The organism is Leptolyngbya sp. FACHB-1624, from assembly GCF_047649235.1.
Lineage (GTDB): Bacteria > Cyanobacteriota > Cyanobacteriia > Leptolyngbyales > Leptolyngbyaceae > Leptolyngbya > Leptolyngbya boryana.
This window is the reverse complement of record NZ_CP180258.1, coordinates 5192035-5208812: the sequence shown is the minus strand read 5'-3', so window position 1 is coordinate 5208812 and position 16778 is coordinate 5192035. Positions and strand designations below refer to the sequence as shown.

The following is a 16778-nucleotide window of genomic DNA, read 5'->3' as shown; positions in this document are numbered from 1 at the left end:
GTGGTCATGGGCGGTTTCAGCGATGAAGCCGCTTTTATTTTGGGCGCTAGAGGTTGGATTGCGAATCAAGTAGAAAGTGTTGAAGCCGATCGACAAATTCTTCTGGTTTTTCAAAATGAACGTTATGACCGCAATCTGAAACGATCACCAGTTCTGCGGTTGGACAGAGCGCCGCCATTTCTTGATTGATTTCGATGAATTTACGATCGCATTCTCCCACAATCAACAAAATCGGCTGCCGATGCGATTCTAATGTCTTCCATAAACTCGGCTGCATTCCTGTTCCCATTTCTCTGAGCGATCGCGCAAGTTCAAGCGGATTATTCTTTGCTCTCTCTTGTACGATTTGCTCGAAGTTCGGATGCGCAGCAAATGATCGAAACAGCGGCATGTTGTACCAATCTCTTAAGAACTGCTGGAAATCTGCTTCTAATCGATTGGCTAATTCGTGATCGTGCTGGATTCTCTGCGATCGCTCTCTGGCTGTTTTCAGCCCTGGTGAACCTGATTCGATCACAACCTTCGGAAATCGATCAGGATAAGTCAACGCCAAATAGAGCGCTAAGCGTCCGCCCATTGAGTATCCGACCAAATTGGCTTGATCAATTTGTGCCTGTGTTAAAAGCTCAACGATCGTTTCAGCAGTGTTCGGCAGACTATACTCCCACGTTTCTTGAGTTTTGCCATGACCGGGGAGATCGATCGCCATGCAATTAAACTGCTCCAGCCGCGAACTTACGGAATGAAACTCTGTATGGTTCCCAAGAAACCCATGTAAAAACAAGACAGCAGGTTGGCTTGACGCAGACGTGAAATTCAGCAGCATTTCTGTAAACTTCTGGGGAACAATATTAAAACCTAGCTCGAAGCAGGATCGCTTACCAGCAGTTGATCCCCTCATGTTGACACATCCATGAATACAGACCAGGTTTTTCAGCTTGTCGATCGCGTTTTGCCCTTTGAAGCGTGCCTCTTTCACCAGATTTTGCCCCTCTCGATCGAGGAGGGCAAACTTCATTTGGGGATGGTGATGTTAGATGATGTGGCTGCCCTAGAATACGCTCGACGCATGATCGGCTACCAAAATTACTCGCTTGTCCCTCAAAGCATTTCGTCAGAGGCGCATCATAAAACGCTCACGGCTTACTTAAACTACAATCAAACTCATCCCAAGACTGAACGATTCACCAAGGCTCCGGAACCCGAAACGCCAAGTTCTCACGCTCAAGAACCGCTCCCCACTCCAGTGCTAGAACTCGAAAAGCCAAATCTTCACGAGAAAGAAACGCTAGTGCTTGAAGAAGATCCGGCTGAATTTGAAACCGAGCCGGAACCGAGCCAAGTTCCTATTTCTAATCTTTCCTCGAATCCATTGCCTGATTTAGCCGTCAGTACTCGATATTCAGAAGAACCGATCGCGCTGCTTAGCCAGCTTCCGCCCGCACGGCTGTTACAAGAATTACTTGGACGAGTGTTGTGTGAAGGTATTGGACGGCTGTACTTTGAGCGACAAGCAAGACATGGGCGCATTCTTTGGAGCCAAAATGGAATTTTACAGGCTTCGATCGAGGGTGTTCCTCTTCCCAAATTCCAAGCTTTATTAGACGAATTGAAAGAATTAACCCACCTTCCCCCGAAATTGGTGACTCAAGTTCGAGAAGTGGAAATTGAACGGCTCTATCAGCGCGATCGCGTTTTGCTACGACTGCGGCTGATGCCAACTGAAATGGGAGAGCAAGCAACCCTACAAGTATTACGTGGAGCCGCTTTGAAATTCCATCAACGCCAACAGGTCACGAACTTTAACCGCGACGCTCACACGATCGCTCAAAAACTCTACGAGAAAATGGATGAGTTGCTCAATGCTCAAGCGGCAAGTTCATTCATAACCGATCAATCTCAGTCCGATGTTGTGCCTGCACTCGATCAAGCGTTGCAAATCGTAGAGCAGCACCTCAGTCAACTCCGTACTCAAAATGGTCATAGATGAGCAGTACAGTTGAGCGATCGCACTTCCATCGCATCAGAAACATAGCAAGATCCGCCGAATCGATTCAAGATGGGTCGGATTTTTTCGATCGCGCCTTTCACCTGTTCCGGCGCACAAAATGCAATGATATACGCCATATCAATTAGAGTGGCATCAGTTTCATTTGTGCCAGAAACCCCACTACTTTCAACATTTCGGATCACAGTGTAGCGATGAATTTCTGACTGTTTCAGGCTTTTGAGGATTTTAGGAAGCTCGATCGAATCTGAAAGAATCTCAATCCGTTTGACAGCGTGCATAGGTTTACCAAAGTAATGTAATTCCGTATTCGTACAGGGGAATGCCGAGCAAAATATTAAATGGAAATGTGATTGCAAGCGCAGCAGAAATGTAAAAGCTAGGATTCGCTTCAGGAACCGTGAGTCGCATCGCTGCGGGAACTGCAATATAAGATGCACTGGCACAAAGAACGGCAAATAAAAGTGCATCACCCGCAGAAAGCGCGATCGCTTTTGCTAAGAAAAGCCCGATCGTGGCATTCAACAAAGGAATCAACACGCCAAACGAAACCAGAAAGAAGCCCGACTTCTGTAAATCCTGGATTCGCTTTGCGGCGACCAATCCCATATCCAACAAGAAAAACGTCAGCACTCCGTAAAACATATCTTGAGTAAAAGGCTTCAACGTGTGCCAGCCCTGTTCGCCCGTGATAAACCCGATCGCAACACTGCCAATTAACAGAAAAACTGAGCCATTCAAGAATGCTTCTTGTAGGACTTCCGACCATTGAATCGATTCCGAATCCCCGCTGCGATCGGTAAACACATTCACTAAGATTAATCCAATAATGATTGCTGGCGACTCCATTAATGCTAACGCTGCAACCATATAGCCATCATATGGAATCTGCAATTGATCCAAAAATGAACCAGCCGTAATAAAAGTAACGGCGCTAATCGAACCGTAAGTGGCTGCGATCGCGGCTGCATTGTAAGGATCTAAACGAGTTCTTAAAATAAAAAACGTATAGATCGGAACCAGAATTGACATCGCGATCGCGGCTGCCAATGTGATCACAATTGGCTGTGTAATTCCGCTTCTCGCTAGCTCGACACCGCCTTTAAACCCGATTGACAACAGCAAATAAAGCGAAAATAACTTTGGAATCGGTGCTGGAATGTCGAGGTCAGATTTCACCAACACTGCCAGCATTCCTAGAAAAAAGAACAAAACAGGCGGGTTGAGAAAATTGGAAATGATCAGGCTAAAATCCATTCAATTTTTCGATTGGGGTTGCCCGTATAGAATACCGCGTCCACTTGTTCCGACATAGACTCTGCCAAAATTTCAGCGATCGTCATCAAAGATTTTATGCAAAGCGCTAGCCGTCTCTAGATTGATCCCTCAGAATAGACTTATGCTTTCAGTCCTCTTGATTCTCGCGATCGCGCTTCTTCCGACGATTCTGACGTTTCTGCTCCGGCATCGACTGGAACTTCAAGCTCAAGAACGTCTCCAAGCCGCAATGGCAGCAGCCGAACGACAGCAGCTTCAATCTCTGCTACGACTTCCGCCTGATTATCATTATGTTGAAGGTGTGGGCGCGCTGATTGGCGATTTTACCTGCATTTATAATGCGCGATCGCCGTATATTCGCTGCGCGGTCAATCCCACAGGTCCTTGTGAAACATGCCGATTGTATGAATCGAAACTCTAGCCCGCTTCCCACGCCTCACAGTGGTTATCACTGGGATGGCAGTTCCCGCCGCTTTTTTGAGGGCTGGTACTACCGTGTAACGCTGCCTGAAATTGGGCAAACGTTTGCCTTTATGTATTCGATCGAAGATCCGCAAGGGGGGCAACCAACTAGCGGCGGCATGGCGCAAATTTTAGGCATTGATGACGAACATCTATGGCGCACTTTCTCGAATCCGCATGATTTCTGGGCAGCAAAAGATTGTCTGGCGCTCGGACATGCGAGACAGCCCACCGGATTGCTAGCTCCAGATCAGTTCGATCGCACGATTTCCGAAGGCTATCAGGCGACGAATACCTGGCATCAAGGTCGGCTGAAATCACCGGACGGCAAGTTTGCGGAATGGCAGTATTCAATTTCGCCGATTTACGGTTGGGGCGATCGTCAATCGACCGCTAGCTGGCTCTCTTCACTTCAGATTTTTGAACCGGGCTGGCAGATTCTCATGGCGCATGGGTATGCCACCGGATGGATCAATTGGAATGGGAAAGACTATAAATTTGTCAATGCTCCAGCATATGGAGAGAAGAATTGGGGTGGCGCATTTCCAAGTAAATGGTTTTGGCTAAACTGCAATGCTTTTGATAACGAACCAGATTTAGCACTCACAGCGGGTGGTGGGCGGCGCGGCGTGCTGTGGTGGATGGAGTCGGTTGCGATGGTCGGCATTCACTATCGAGGTCAATTTTACGAATTTGCGCCCTGGAATGCCGAGGTCAATTGGGTGATTCGTCCTTGGGGCTATTGGCGAATGGATGCTCGCACTCGGGATTATCGCGTGACGGTTATTGCGACAACTGATCTACCTGGAACTCCACTCCGCGCACCGACGATCGATGGAATGCAATATGTCTGTCGCGATACGATGCGAGGACAAGTGACGATCGAACTCAGGGATAAAAGCGATCGCTTAATTCTAGAAGCAACCAGTTCTCTCGCCGGACTTGAAACGGGCGGCTCACCGTGGGATGAGACTTGGGCTTCGGGATGCGGTCAAGTTTTCTAAAAGATTTCATGTGCATCTCAAAATTATCTTGCTATAATCTCGACTTATCCGGGGCTGTAGCTCAGCTGGATAGAGCGAGCGCCTCCTGAAACATCGGGCACCGTAGAGGAAACTCTGCGCGTGAATGTGGTCAAAGTCGGTGAACCCTAAAGGGTAAGCAAACCGTGGTCAAACTCCCAGTGATGGTTAGGACAGAGAGCCACTAGATTGTTGAGGTCATTGATGATAGCAATAGGTGTGAGGTCTGAAAATTCCTGAATAGGTTTAATGTGGCAAACTTCGTAGTGTTTGTCATATTCACAGACAACACAGCATTTTGGTCTATTAGACTGGCGGTAAATATGTCTAGCGACTTGACGAACCCTAGCGGAATGCTGGTACTTCGCTCTTGCTTTCAGTTCGCTGAGAGTTAAGCGCGTCCAATCTACATATGAAGGGTTACAGTCATCGCAGGTAGTTCTTCTACCGAAAATCTGAATCCTACAGTGTTTGCAGCTTTTTGCCTTTGCGGTTTTCTTCTTCGGAAATTTCCGATTGTTGAAGGAAGCAGCACACGAAAGACTACAAAATGCTGGATTGGTAGTTATGCGATCGCAATGTTTGCAATTCATGGGAATACCGAGCCAAGCCTAATCGAAAGTTAGGAAGGTGTAGAGACTAGACGATCACCACCTAAGAGCTTTTGCTTAAGGTGAAGGTATAGTCCAGAGAGTGGGGAAACTCACACAAATCTGAAGCGCTAGGTCGAGGGTTCGAATCCCGCCAGTCCCGTTACATTTTAGTTCCATTGCATTCAAGGGCTTGCAGTTGGAGAAGCATCAGGTGTTGGAGCGTCAGATGTAGATGGAGTTGGGCTGCTTTGTTCAGGTGCAGTATTGTTTGGATCTGGGCTGGATTGAGTGTTTTCTGATTCTGGCGGAGCAGGATCTCCAGAATTAGGACTTGCTTTCGGAACCCGTTGAGGCTGAAACGGAGAGCCAGAACGGAAGGGAGAACGATCGCTAGAACCAACCCCGATCGCGCTCATCACCGCTGACTGGGTAACTCTCTCTCCAGATGCGTTTTGAGCAGTCAAGGTCACAGTTTTACTTTCTCCTGCACGTAGCGTATAGGAGGTAGAACCATTCGGCTCAACATTTCCCGAACCTGGCAAAAGCTGGACATCGGTGCTACCTTGAACTGCCCAAGACACAACAATCTGTGCCGATTCTCCTTCTCGCACTGAAAAACTATGTGTAGGTTGACTGGTGGCAGGTACGCCATTGATCGAAAATGCCAGCGAAATTTGTGCAGGCTGTGTAGAGGGAAAGCTCGGTTCAAACTGAGGCTCATTACTTCCTGGCTTAATTGCGATCGCATTGGTTGTATATTCTGCGATCGGCACTTGAGCATCGGCTGCTGATTTTGAGAACAGCTTCAGCTTATATCTCAAAGGTCCCGCCTGACTTGAGACAAAGGGGATATTCTGACAAGTAATCGTCGTTGGAGTAGGAACTTGCTGGAGAGACGCAAACCACGGCAAATTGGGCAATGGCAACTGCCACAATGCAGAAGAATTATTTTTCGCAGCAGCAGTGCGACATCCCTGCTTCGAGTCAGCTTTGACTTTCAACTCTTGCGGAATCGAAGTTGAGAAATCATAGCGAACCGTCTGAACTTCTGCCCCTTCATTTAACTGGGAAATGACAACTCTACCAAGCCTTTCAGGATTGTTCAACTTCCAATTTAATCGCACGGTATCACTTTGCCCGGTCGCATTGAAACTCAAGATTTCTGGTGCTGCGAACGCGGGACGATTAAATCGATACAACACACCTAAGGCAAACAGAGCAGTTCCTGCTCCCATCAATGTCAAGAGAGCGAGCACCCATTTTGGTTGCGGGAGCCAAACTAGCTTGGATTGAGTCAAATAGCGAGAACCTGCATCGGCTAACCCATCCACTGGAATTAAAGTCACTCCAACAAGCGATCGCACTGGCTTTCCTCGGAGTGGACGCTGCCATGAATGATGAGGAAAAGCTTTTAATCTGATCGTCTTCTCTTGACCTGGTGCAAGTTTCAAAACGTTGTCTACTAAATCCGTTTCAACTCGAAATAGGTTGCGTGAATCTTTTACTTCAAGTCTCAAAGTTCGAGTCACATTGCCTCGATTCCGAACCATAAAATCGAAGATGGCAGATTGGTTCGGAATGGTTCGACTTTCAGGAGTCAACCGAATATCGAGATGCGTATCCGGTAACAACTGAATATAAATCACATCCAACATGACCAGATCCGGCGCACCCATTGAGATGAGTTGTAAGGTCGGAAAGTAATTTCCAATGGCTGCATCAGCGGGTGGATGCAATGTGAAGTGAATCTCTCCATTGGCTTGAGGATTCAGCGCCAGCTTCTCAGTCAGTTGAATAATTCCAGGGGCATCCTCAGTCGCTTGGCTTAGATACTCGATCGTGAACCAATTCGTCGGAAGTTCCGAACATTTTAAGAAAATCAGATCTGCACTCGCAGATTGATTCGTGACTTGGATCTTAAAAACGACAGATTTTCCCGGTTGAAGTTGATAGGGTGCTTCAGAAGTTGTTTCAGGCGCGATCGTGAAACTCAAAGCTTGCTTTAGCAGACGATGGCGCTGAGAAGGTTGTCTTTTCACCACGTGATTTCCTCCGTGCTCAACGTCGAATCAGAAGCAATGCGGTTTAACTCTATTCCTACCAAAATCAAGTGAATCTGTCTCAAGAACATGGCATAACACCCGGAAATACGATCGCTAATTCTGTTTACAATAAATAGCCATACCATCAGGAACCATGCTAGGGATTGACATTCCGCACCTGAATTCCGATGACCCGTCTCCAAGCAGTTTCGTCATATAGATCCCACTTGTTATGAGCAACGATAACCTCAACCATTCTCGATCCGCTCCCGTCCAATCTCAAACCGAGCAGATCGAGAATGGTTCCACCTCGCTTGAGGGAAAGATGCTGAGTGGTAGAGAAGGACAATATGCTATTCAGCATCAACTTCAAACTCGTCCTGGCGTGCGAACTTATGCAGGTAAAGATTTACAGACACAAACTCCAGTCATTATCAAAGAGTACTACTCCTTCTGGTGGACGATTTCCGACATTCAGCAAATCGAATTACAACTTGAACAGCTAGAAGCGATCGACTTTCACTGTGGGGGCGTTCAAGACTTTCGACTATTGGTTCCTCAAGAAAGTATTGCGTCTTCAAAAGATCATCGTTGCTATTTAGTTCTGAAATCGCCCCAATATCGACCGCGATCGTTGCGAAGTTATCTAGAAACACAAGACTATCTCCCGCCGAAAGTCGTTCACCATTTCCTCTCTCAAGTTTTACAAAGCCTCTGGTTTCTACATAGTCTGCCTCTTTATCTGGAAGACAGTGATGAGGTACAGAAAGGCATCGCTCACGGCAATTTAAACTTAGATAGCATTCTGATTGCGATTGATCCCGCGATTCAGAATACTCAAATCTCGCAGTTTCAAGTGTATCTACAGGATTTACAACTGTGGGAAGCGGCAATTTGGCATACGACTCAACCTCAAAGCCAACCCGCCTTCAAAATCAAAAAACAAAAGGATTTGCAAGATCTGGGTAAAATTGCGGCTCAACTGTTGCTCGGAGAACTTGATCTCCCAGAAGCTTGGAATCCGCTAAACGATCCACGTTGGCAAGACATCCCCCACGACCCCTTAAAGCAATTCATTCAACAACTGATTGGCTCAGAATCTTCCACTTTCTCTGGTGCAAAAGCTGCACGCAGTTGGCTGCTTTCAATTCCTGTTGACGTTGAAGCTTCTCCCACTCCATTCGAGGCAGATCCATTAACAGAAAGAAATTCGGTTCCCGAACTCGAAGAAGATATAGAAGAATCCGATGCCCCCCCGACTTATTTTAAGGTGGCATTCGCGATCGTCTTCTCTGCCCTCATTCTCAACATTGGTGTTCTCTGGATGAGAGGCGAACCTTTCAAAGCTCCAACGTTCAATCAGGTTGGAACCACCCGCTAATTCTCGATGGCTATTTCTTCTCTCGCCGCCCCTGAAATTGTTCAAAGAGCGGCATAAGACTGCCTAGCTGTTCTGCATCAGCGAGTGGACTGCACATTGTCAGAGTGCGTTCACACTTCACCAACTAACTCCCCTACAACTTCCGGTTTCAAATCCTGAACGTTATCCAAAACGATGTGCGCTCCTGCCTGCCTCAATGTCTCGCGATAATCATTCTTTCGTGTCTCCGTCTCCTGCACATGTGGCGGCAAAACGCCCACGGCAAACCACGATCGCGCATGATCTCTTTCCCTCGCCTGCGAGATCGTGTACATATCCGCCACCGTATCCCCGACATAAATCACCGGGCACTCACCACAATCCAGTCGTTCTAGGGTCAAAAACAACCCCGTCGGATCTGGCTTGCCGGGTGCATCCTCCATCGAAATCAATACAGGCTCTACCAACTCCAATCGCTGCTCAAGCACATACCGAGCCGATCCCTGAGTTGCTCCACTAAAAAAACCCCAAGCGATCCCTGCCTTCGTCAACGACTCCAAATAAGCGGCTTCTAGCAACAAAGGCTCCCCACAAATGTATCCATTCCAGTTCACCGGATCTGTACCTCGATACCGAGACTGAAAAAATTGCACGATCGTCGAATACGCTAATGTCGATTGCTCGCGCGCCAGCCCTTGCGCCTCAAAATGCCGGAAAATCAACTCTTGTGACGCTTCCCAATCATTATTCCAAACCCCCTCGCCCTTCAGCGCATCAATCTCCTGCGACGATGGACGAAATGCCCCATCGGTAAAATGTTCCACCGTATCCGCCAATGCTCGCCGATACGACCCGCTGACATCTCGCACAACCCCATCAATATCGAATACCACAGCCACCACAGTCTTCATCCCCCAGAATTCTTCTCAAGAGATTTCTTATCATCTATCAAAACAGTACGGTAGAATAGCTGATCGTAGTAATTTACGCTTGGGACTGCGCTGGAGGTCGGATTTGACAAAGTTTATTCTAAAAGTTCTGTGGCTCGACGAAAACGTTGCGCTGGCAGTCGATCAAGTGGTTGGAAAAGGCACTAGCCCGCTCACCTCTTATTTCTTCTGGCCCAGGAACGACGCATGGGAACAACTCAAGACTGAATTAGAGAAAAAGCACTGGATCTCAGAAGTCGATCGCGTTGAATTGCTGAATAAAGCAACCGAAGTGATCAACTATTGGCAAGAAGAAGGCAAAAACCGCCCCATGGCGGAAGCCCAATCGAAATTCCCAGAAGTTACCTTCACCGGTAGCGCCTGATCTCAGCCATCTCTAAACTGATCCTGATTAGAAAATAACTCCTAACTTCAACTCGCAAGTTAGGAGTTATTTTTAGAAATCACCGCAAATGCGCCAATTCTGTCTATGATTCAGAGGAAGCTTGTGACAAAAGAATTGTGGGTTTTACGATGATTTGCTACCGTTTATTACAGAATCTTTACATATAGAGTTTCAAAGTACAGATTTCTCACGGCTATACACAATTTTAATTTGAGGCAGGTAGCTTTATGTCGATGACGATCGCACCAGACCAGGTAGAGCGGATTGTATGGAACCAGCATCATGACCCATTTGAGGTGCTTGGTCCCCATGCAATCGAGCAAGATGGCAAAACCGTCTGGGTCGTGAGAGCCTACCAACCGAGTGCCGATTCTGTCTCAGTCATCCTGCCCGAATCTCGTACCGAGTACCCGATGCAATCGCTGCATCATCCGCATTTTTTTGAATGCACGATCGACGTGCCCGAACTCGCCAACTATCAACTTCGCCTCAAATCCGGAGATCGCGATCGCGTCATCCAGGACCCTTATGCCTTCCGCTCCCCCTTCCTGACTGACTTCGACCTTCACCTCTTCACCGAAGGCAATCACCACCGCATCTACGAAAAACTCGGTGCACACCTGACGACCCAAAATGGGATCGCTGGAGTCTACTTTGCTGTCTGGGCACCTAATGCCCGCAACGTCTCTGTTCTCGGCGACTTCAACAACTGGGACGGACGACAACATCAAATGCGCCGTGGCTCCACGGGAGTATGGGAACTCTTCATTCCCGAACTGACTGTTGGCGCTCACTACAAGTACGAGATCAAAAACCAAAACGGTCACATCTACGAAAAATCCGATCCCCACGGTTTCCAACAAGAAGTCCGTCCCAAAACTGCCTCGATTGTCACTGATCTCGATGACTACACCTGGCACGACGAAGACTGGCTCGAAAAACGTCGCCACACTGACCCCTTAACCAACCCAATCTCCGTCTACGAAGTGCATCTCGGCTCTTGGCTCCATGCCTCCTCTGCCGAACCTGCTCTTTTACCGAATGGCGAACCCTCTCCCCCTGTCATCGTGACCGACCTCAAGCCTGGGGCACGTTTCCTGACTTATCGCGAACTTGCTGACAAACTCATTCCTTACGTCAAAGAACTTGGCTTCACCCACATCGAACTTCTACCTATCGCCGAACATCCCTTTGATGGCTCTTGGGGTTATCAGGTTGTCGGACACTATGCCTGCACCTCCCGCTACGGAACCCCCCAAGATTTCATGTATTTTGTTGATCAGTGTCATCTTAACGGCATTGGTGTAATCGTTGATTGGGTTCCTGGTCACTTTCCCAAAGATGGACATGGGCTTGCCTTCTTTGACGGAACTCATCTCTACGAGCATGCCGACCCCCGCAAAGGTGAACATAAAGAATGGGGCACACTCGTCTTCAATTACGGTCGTAACGAAGTTCGCAACTATCTGGTTGCCAATGCACTCTTCTGGTTCGACAAATATCACATTGACGGAGTGCGAGTTGATGCCGTTGCATCAATGCTCTACCTCGACTACTGCCGCAAAGATGGAGAATGGGTTGCAAACCAATACGGTGGACGCGAGAATATCGAAGCAGCGGACTTCCTGCGTCAGATGAATCATCTTCTCTTCAGCTACTTCCCGGGTGCATTATCGATCGCTGAAGAATCTACATCCTGGCCCATGGTTTCCTGGCCAACCTACGTCGGCGGGCTAGGGTTCAATCTTAAATGGAATATGGGCTGGATGCATGACATGTTGGACTATTTCCACATGGATCCCTGGTTTCGCCAATTCCATCAAAACAATCTAACGTTCAGTATTTGGTACCACCACAGCGAGAACTTCATGCTGGCGCTTTCCCATGATGAAGTCGTTCATGGCAAAAGCAATATGATCGGCAAAATGCCTGGAGACGAATGGCAAAAATTTGCTAACCTTCGCTGTCTCTATGGATATATGTTCGCTCACCCTGGTAAAAAGACTCTATTCATGAGTATGGAATTTGCTCAATGGAACGAGTGGAACGTATGGGGTGATCTAGACTGGCATCTCCTCCAATACGAACCTCATCGCAAACTCAAGCATTTCTTTACTATTCTCAACTCTCTCTACCGATCTGAACCCTCTCTCTATGTCCAGGACTTTTCTGAAGCAGGCTTTGAGTGGATTGACTGTAGTGACAACCGTCATAGTGTTATATCTTTCATTCGCCGAGATAAAGATTCAGGCGATTTCATTGTTGCTGTCTGTAACTTTACCCCTCAACCTCACAGCCACTATCGAGTCGGTGTGCCTGAAGCGGGATTCTATACTGAACTCTTAAATACCGATGCTCGTGATTTTGGAGGTAGCAATATGGGGAATCTAGGCGGTAAATGGTCAGACGAATGGGCTTATCATAATCACCCTTATTCAATCGATCTCTGTCTCCCACCCCTATCTACACTGATTCTTAAACTCGATCGCCAAAAATCACGAACCCTAAGCTCCTGATAAACAGCTCATTCACAAGGGTTTCCTTGCCGATTGGGACGATTCTCTCCTAACCGAGTCGTCCCAAGTAAGTTAGAAACAAATACGCACCGTTTGCGTGAGCCACCAGATATAGGCAACAGTGTTACACGTCCACCGAGTCGCCCATTCGCTGCTGACAACTCGCCACGATGATTGAAGACCATCTTGTAGACATTGCTATCTTTGATCAATGTGGTGTCTGCATCCGCAAGCGAGAGCTTGACACCATGATTAAGAGTCTGCCAAGTTTGTGCCATAGGACTGGAATTCGCCGGATGTATCGCCCATTCAACCGGATAGTCTTGTCGCTTAAAACTTATTTGGTAATCAATATGCTTCTGTTTGGCTGTACTCTGTGCTTGCCGAAAAACGCTTTCCACCTGGCTTTGTGCTGAGGTTAACTGTTGATTGCTCAGCCATGCCAGCAAAGCTGGCGCTCCAATTACAGCTAGAATACCAGCAATCACTAGGACTATAACTGCTTCAAGCAATGTAAAACCATGCCTAGAAATCTTATTCCTACTCTTCATGAAAGCAATTTAATTCTTAAAATCTTGAAATACAGCTAAATTTAGGCTAGTCATCATAAATAATTGCCCTTAAATTTATTTAATATTGATGGTCACGATGTTCTATTAGGCGGGCACGCACTGTCTGATGCTTCTTCAGTTGCACCTAGCAAAGTTGTGACTCTAACACAGCGTCTTGGATTCGCGCTGCGAGTTGTCCCAATTGTCACTGTATAGAGTGGTTGATCTAGCGCTGCCGTTGGCAGATTAGTAGTGATAACACTGCCATAGATATTAAATATTAATGGAGGTGGAGAAGCAAAATCGCCTTGCGCCACTGAAAGCCTGAGTGCAGAAGCATCTCCTATATTTTCCCATGTCGTAATTTTTGTACGATCGACCACCGGAGCGTTAGTGTCGGAGATAGGAACAATAGCATATCTAAGTGATTGCCCAATTCGATTCTCAAACACGATTGCTTGAGCCACTTTTGTACGACTCGCTTTAGATTGAGCGTTCCGAATTGCTTGGGAAACCTGAGTTCGAGCGGCGCTGACACGCTGTTGGTTAACAAAGGCGACCCAATTGGGTGCAGCGATCGCAAACAATATGCCAGTGATGATGACGACCACTAAAATCTCAATCAATGTAAATCCATCTGTACTCGATCGTGAATTCAATACTCTTCGCCTTTTCATACCTTTAATCACCATTGATTTAGTGAGCGAACTATTCTGCTGCTTTATCCGTTACACCACGAGTCAGCACACGAGTTTCCAAAGAGATGGGGATAACGGGACGAGCTAGATTTACCCCAGCAACACCTGGTCTCCCAGCAGCATCACCTTGAATCCGAATGACCACCTCCTGGTTGAGTGCGCCTTTATTCTCAGTTCCTTTTACATAGACGTAAAAAACCACGGGGCGGTTCGTTACTTGCCGAACTTTCTCGCCTTGGAGTTACTTCATATCCATTCAGAATTGGGGGCTGCGCCTTGTTGCCTGCTCCGTCATACAATCCAATTCGATCGACAAAATCTGTGAGAACAAAATTACTTGTCGTTCTACCAGGTCTACTAGCCTGTAGAGACAAAGGTGAAGATGCCGTTAATGTGGATATATTGAGTGGCCAGCTAAAGAAATTCGTTTCTTTGCTAACCGGATCGACCCATCCCGTGTTGATCTGAGGAGGAATTTGAGCACCACCTTGAGCAGTAAACTGCGGTAACTCATAGCGCCTAATCCTAGCACGACCGACTGCACCTGTTGTCTGTTCCGAATTTAGAGAATAAACAACAAGACTATACATTCGCCCTGACAGACAGGGAACTCCCCGAACCTCTGCTGGAAGATCTCGTGGATTAGCAAATCTATCTGCATTATTTTTGCAGCGATCTCTCAATATTTGAGGTAATGCATCAACTCGCCAAAATGCCAATACCGGAGTATTACTAGCGTTTTCAGAAATATTCTCGGGTAAATACCTCCCTAATCCAGGACACTCTAAAGTACTGCCTGTAGGGCGCTCAAGAAGGCAGTTACCGTCATATACATAAACTGCTTCTCGTACATCTCGTGCAATGTAATCAATAGCTGCCTGCAAATCTCTCTGGGTATCGCTTCGGGCAGCTTCTCGTGAGTTAGCCTGAATTAATTGAACGACCAGAACAAGCAGACCAGCCGAAATTATGCCTCCAATCACCATCGCAACGAGCAGCTCTAGCAATGTAAACCCACTGCGTTGAGTTTGGCGATAGAAAAAACGTAGCCAGGTGTGCTGTTGAAAGAATCCTCTAGACATAGTTTATCTACCCAGGGTTGACAATTTCTAGCAAATGCCAGTGAGTTGACCGTCCTGCTGGTTGACACAGTTTTTGATAGAGTTCCAAATGACTGCCTTCAGTACTCCGAACGACTGTTGAGTATAAGACTGCTAAGGGGCGATCTAGTTGATTCCCCAATCCGTTCGTTGCTCGCAACGCAGCAGGCTCAGTTTTGCCTCTTCCAGCAAGTAATGCTGGCTCTGCCACAGCAGCGTATACGCGAACTCCCAGTTTTACTTTCTCCTGCACGTAGCGTATAGGAGGTAGAACCATTCGGCTCAACATTTCCCGAACCTGGCAAAAGCTGGACATCGGTGCTACCTTGAACTGCCCAAGACACAACAATCTGTGCCGATTCTCCTTCTCGCACTGAAAAACTATGTGTAGGTTGACTGGTGGCAGGTACGCCATTGATCGAAAATGCCAGCGAAATTTGTGCAGGCTGTGTAGAGGGAAAGCTCGGTTCAAACTGAGGCTCATTACTTCCTGGCTTAATTGCGATCGCATTGGTTGTATATTCTGCGATCGGCACTTGAGCATCGGCTGCTGATTTTGAGAACAGCTTCAGCTTATATCTCAAAGTTCCCGCCTGACTTGAGACAAAGGGGATATTCTGACAAGTAATCGTCGTTGGAGTAGGAACTTGCTGGAGAGACGCAAACCACGGCAAATTGGGCAATGGCAACTGCCACAATGCAGAAGAATTATTTTTCGCAGCAGCAGTGCGACATCCCTGCTTCGAGTCAGCTTTGACTTTCAACTCTTGCGGAATCGAAGTTGAGAAATCATAGCGAACCGTCTGAACTTCTGCCCCTTCATTTAACTGGGAAATGACAACTCTACCAAGCCTTTCAGGATTGTTCAACTTCCAATTTAATCGCACGGTATCACTTTGCCCGGTCGCATTGAAACTCAAGATTTCTGGTGCTGCGAACGCGGGACGATTAAATCGATACAACACACCTAAGGCAAACAGAGCAGTTCCTGCTCCCATCAATGTCAAGAGAGCGAGCACCCATTTTGGTTGCGGGAGCCAAACTAGCTTGGATTGAGTCAAATAGCGAGAACCTGCATCGGCTAACCCATCCACTGGAATTAAAGTCACTCCAACAAGCGATCGCACTGGCTTTCCTCGGAGTGGACGCTGCCATGAATGATGAGGAAAAGCTTTTAATCTGATCGTCTTCTCTTGACCTGGTGCAAGTTTCAAAACGTTGTCTACTAAATCCGTTTCAACTCGAAATAGGTTGCGTGAATCTTTTACTTCAAGTCTCAAAGTTCGAGTCACATTGCCTCGATTCCGAACCATAAAATCGAAGATGGCAGATTGGTTCGGAATGGTTCGACTTTCAGGAGTCAACCGAATATCGAGATGCGTATCCGGTAACAACTGAATATAAATCACATCCAACATGACCAGATCCGGCGCACCCATTGAGATGAGTTGTAAGGTCGGAAAGTAATTTCCAATGGCTGCATCAGCGGGTGGATGCAATGTGAAGTGAATCTCTCCATTGGCTTGAGGATTCAGCGCCAGCTTCTCAGTCAGTTGAATAATTCCAGGGGCATCCTCAGTCGCTTGGCTTAGATACTCGATCGTGAACCAATTCGTCGGAAGTTCCGAACATTTTAAGAAAATCAGATCTGCACTCGCAGATTGATTCGTGACTTGGATCTTAAAAACGACAGATTTTCCCGGTTGAAGTTGATAGGGTGCTTCAGAAGTTGTTTCAGGCGCGATCGTGAAACTCAAAGCTTGCTTTAGCAGACGATGGCGCTGAGAAGGTTGTCTTTTCACCACGTGATTTC

17 protein-coding genes are annotated in these 16778 nt (G+C 47.2%); 6 read left to right on the top strand and 11 right to left on the bottom strand.

Annotated elements, in window-relative coordinates; translation table 11 throughout:
* Window positions 1-46 precede the first annotated feature (46 nt).
* Window positions 47-901, bottom strand: a complete 855-nt coding sequence (gene menH, locus ACMUEV_RS24820; protein WP_242044200.1) for a 2-succinyl-6-hydroxy-2,4-cyclohexadiene-1-carboxylate synthase — start codon at window positions 899-901, stop codon at window positions 47-49.
* A gap of 12 nt (window positions 902-913) precedes the next feature.
* Here menH and ACMUEV_RS24815 point away from each other — a divergent pair, with 12 nt between their 5' ends.
* On the top strand, window positions 914-1990 hold the full coding sequence (locus ACMUEV_RS24815) for a hypothetical protein (protein ID WP_190647180.1): 1077 nt from the start codon (window positions 914-916) through the stop codon (window positions 1988-1990).
* Here ACMUEV_RS24815 and ACMUEV_RS24810 read toward each other — a convergent pair.
* Both ACMUEV_RS24810 and ACMUEV_RS24805 read right to left on the bottom strand, forming a co-directional pair.
* The gene (locus ACMUEV_RS24810) at window positions 1981-2289 is read right to left on the bottom strand and encodes a P-II family nitrogen regulator (RefSeq protein ID WP_190647181.1); all 309 of its coding nucleotides are present in this window, start codon (window positions 2287-2289) and stop codon (window positions 1981-1983) included. The genes ACMUEV_RS24815 and ACMUEV_RS24810 overlap by 10 nt on opposite strands.
* 4 nt (window positions 2290-2293) lie before the next feature.
* Window positions 2294-3265, bottom strand: a complete 972-nt coding sequence (locus ACMUEV_RS24805; RefSeq protein WP_017286422.1) for a sodium-dependent bicarbonate transport family permease — start codon at window positions 3263-3265, stop codon at window positions 2294-2296.
* 142 nt (window positions 3266-3407) lie between these two features.
* Here ACMUEV_RS24805 and ACMUEV_RS24800 point away from each other — a divergent pair, with 142 nt between their 5' ends.
* Entirely contained in the window at window positions 3408-3707 is a 300-nt protein-coding gene (locus ACMUEV_RS24800) for a DUF6464 family protein (RefSeq protein ID WP_017286423.1), read from the top strand.
* Entirely contained in the window at window positions 3673-4752 is a 1080-nt protein-coding gene (locus ACMUEV_RS24795) for a tocopherol cyclase family protein (protein ID WP_415354693.1), read from the top strand. The genes ACMUEV_RS24800 and ACMUEV_RS24795 overlap by 35 nt, the downstream gene beginning before the upstream one ends.
* Window positions 4753-4898: 146 nt before the next feature.
* On the opposite strand, the gene ACMUEV_RS24790 is transcribed toward ACMUEV_RS24795, so the two are convergent.
* Both ACMUEV_RS24790 and ACMUEV_RS24785 read right to left on the bottom strand, forming a co-directional pair.
* A complete protein-coding gene (locus tag ACMUEV_RS24790) occupies window positions 4899-5363 on the bottom strand; it encodes an HNH endonuclease signature motif containing protein (protein WP_071596142.1) in 465 nt (154 codons plus the stop codon).
* A 182-nt stretch (window positions 5364-5545) separates the two neighbouring features.
* Window positions 5546-7402 (bottom strand): hypothetical protein, encoded by a 1857-nt coding sequence (locus ACMUEV_RS24785; protein ID WP_415354692.1) that lies wholly within the window; start codon window positions 7400-7402, stop codon window positions 5546-5548.
* 328 nt (window positions 7403-7730) lie between these two features.
* Between ACMUEV_RS24785 and ACMUEV_RS24780 the strand changes: the two genes are divergently transcribed.
* On the top strand, window positions 7731-8786 hold the full coding sequence (locus tag ACMUEV_RS24780; protein WP_190647185.1) for a hypothetical protein: 1056 nt from the start codon (window positions 7731-7733) through the stop codon (window positions 8784-8786).
* A 110-nt stretch (window positions 8787-8896) separates the two neighbouring features.
* On the opposite strand, the gene ACMUEV_RS24775 is transcribed toward ACMUEV_RS24780, so the two are convergent.
* On the bottom strand, window positions 8897-9676 hold the full coding sequence (locus ACMUEV_RS24775) for a TIGR01548 family HAD-type hydrolase (protein WP_190647187.1): 780 nt from the start codon (window positions 9674-9676) through the stop codon (window positions 8897-8899).
* A 55-nt stretch (window positions 9677-9731) separates the two neighbouring features.
* Here ACMUEV_RS24775 and ACMUEV_RS24770 point away from each other — a divergent pair, with 55 nt between their 5' ends.
* Together ACMUEV_RS24770 and glgB are read left to right on the top strand one after the other, a co-directional pair.
* Window positions 9732-10079 carry a 30S ribosomal protein PSRP-3 gene (locus ACMUEV_RS24770; protein ID WP_071596143.1) on the top strand — a complete coding sequence of 116 codons (348 nt, stop codon included), beginning with the start codon at window positions 9732-9734 and terminating at the stop codon, window positions 10077-10079.
* 248 nt (window positions 10080-10327) lie between these two features.
* A complete protein-coding gene (glgB, locus tag ACMUEV_RS24765; protein WP_190647189.1) occupies window positions 10328-12616 on the top strand; it encodes a 1,4-alpha-glucan branching enzyme in 2289 nt (762 codons plus the stop codon).
* Between the two features lie 8 nt (window positions 12617-12624).
* Here the strand turns inward: glgB and ACMUEV_RS24760 are convergent, their stop codons facing one another.
* From ACMUEV_RS24760 to ACMUEV_RS24740, 5 genes are all read right to left on the bottom strand, one after another.
* Window positions 12625-13167 carry a type II secretion system protein gene (locus ACMUEV_RS24760; protein ID WP_348251400.1) on the bottom strand — a complete coding sequence of 181 codons (543 nt, stop codon included), beginning with the start codon at window positions 13165-13167 and terminating at the stop codon, window positions 12625-12627.
* Window positions 13168-13259: 92 nt separating this feature from the next.
* Window positions 13260-13844 (bottom strand): prepilin-type N-terminal cleavage/methylation domain-containing protein, encoded by a 585-nt coding sequence (locus ACMUEV_RS24755; RefSeq protein WP_172410472.1) that lies wholly within the window; start codon window positions 13842-13844, stop codon window positions 13260-13262.
* Between the two features lie 31 nt (window positions 13845-13875).
* Window positions 13876-14067, bottom strand: a complete 192-nt coding sequence (locus ACMUEV_RS24750) for a hypothetical protein (RefSeq protein WP_415354691.1) — start codon at window positions 14065-14067, stop codon at window positions 13876-13878.
* Window positions 14036-14947 (bottom strand): PilW family protein, encoded by a 912-nt coding sequence (locus tag ACMUEV_RS24745; RefSeq protein ID WP_415354690.1) that lies wholly within the window; start codon window positions 14945-14947, stop codon window positions 14036-14038. Before ACMUEV_RS24745 ends, ACMUEV_RS24750 begins: the two co-directional genes overlap by 32 nt.
* 188 nt (window positions 14948-15135) lie before the next feature.
* Window positions 15136-16767, bottom strand: coding sequence for a hypothetical protein (locus ACMUEV_RS24740; protein WP_415354689.1), 1632 nt, complete (start codon window positions 16765-16767; stop codon window positions 15136-15138).
* Window positions 16768-16778 lie beyond the last annotated feature (11 nt).

What these genes read in the sequence shown, in the direction of transcription:
- ACMUEV_RS24790 (WP_071596142.1), bottom strand. Translation starts at nt 5,363, where the DNA reads ATGAATTGCAAACATTGCGATCGCATAACTACCAATCCAGCATTTTGT.
- ACMUEV_RS24775 (WP_190647187.1), bottom strand. Translation starts at nt 9,676, where the DNA reads ATGAAGACTGTGGTGGCTGTGGTATTCGATATTGATGGGGTTGTGCGA.
- ACMUEV_RS24760 (WP_348251400.1), bottom strand. Translation starts at nt 13,167, where the DNA reads ATGAAGAGTAGGAATAAGATTTCTAGGCATGGTTTTACATTGCTTGAA.
- menH (WP_242044200.1), bottom strand. Translation starts at nt 901, where the DNA reads ATGAGGGGATCAACTGCTGGTAAGCGATCCTGCTTCGAGCTAGGTTTT.
- ACMUEV_RS24800 (WP_017286423.1), top strand. Translation starts at nt 3,408, where the DNA reads ATGCTTTCAGTCCTCTTGATTCTCGCGATCGCGCTTCTTCCGACGATT.
- glgB (WP_190647189.1), top strand. Translation starts at nt 10,328, where the DNA reads ATGTCGATGACGATCGCACCAGACCAGGTAGAGCGGATTGTATGGAAC.
- ACMUEV_RS24780 (WP_190647185.1), top strand. Translation starts at nt 7,731, where the DNA reads ATGCTGAGTGGTAGAGAAGGACAATATGCTATTCAGCATCAACTTCAA.
- ACMUEV_RS24815 (WP_190647180.1), top strand. Translation starts at nt 914, where the DNA reads ATGAATACAGACCAGGTTTTTCAGCTTGTCGATCGCGTTTTGCCCTTT.
- ACMUEV_RS24810 (WP_190647181.1), bottom strand. Translation starts at nt 2,289, where the DNA reads ATGCACGCTGTCAAACGGATTGAGATTCTTTCAGATTCGATCGAGCTT.
- ACMUEV_RS24745 (WP_415354690.1), bottom strand. Translation starts at nt 14,947, where the DNA reads ATGTCTAGAGGATTCTTTCAACAGCACACCTGGCTACGTTTTTTCTAT.
- ACMUEV_RS24755 (WP_172410472.1), bottom strand. Translation starts at nt 13,844, where the DNA reads ATGAAAAGGCGAAGAGTATTGAATTCACGATCGAGTACAGATGGATTT.
- ACMUEV_RS24805 (WP_017286422.1), bottom strand. Translation starts at nt 3,265, where the DNA reads ATGGATTTTAGCCTGATCATTTCCAATTTTCTCAACCCGCCTGTTTTG.